Annotated in this window: 1 protein-coding gene; it reads right to left on the bottom strand. The window is 66.6% G+C overall.

Features of this window, described 5'->3' with window-relative positions; genetic code table 11:
• Window positions 1-106 precede the first annotated feature (106 nt).
• On the bottom strand, window positions 107-452 hold a 346-nt coding region (locus AC2JF9_RS09210; protein ID WP_500727166.1), incomplete at its 5' end, for an EamA family transporter.

Below are 452 nucleotides of genomic sequence, written 5' to 3' on the forward strand. Positions count from 1 at the left end.
GTTCATGGTGTAGACGTATTGGGCCATGGGCTCGTATAGGGTAAGAAAGCTGATGAATCGTTGATTGTAGGCCGGAACCCGGATAGGCGTGCGACAGGCGGCCGTTCTACGACGCGGCCCGCGTCCGCCGCCAGCCGGCGAACGGCGCCCGCATCTGCGCCAGCATCACCCCGGCCAGCGCCATCGCGCCGCCGATGATGTGAAAGAGATGCGGCTTCTCGTCCAGGAACACCGCCGCGATCGCCACCGTGCCCACCGGCATCAGGTTCAGAAACACGCTGGCGCGGTTCGGCCCCAGGTGCCGCACGCCCTGCATCCACAGGAACGGCGCGAACAGCGACGGGAACACCCCCGCATAGAGCACCAGCGGCAGGTTGTCGCCATTGATGGGCGAGGCGGGCGCCATCAGGAACCCCGGCAGCTGGAACAGCACGCCGAACGCCACCTGCACG

Source organism: Lactobacillus sp. C449L (assembly GCF_059900815.1).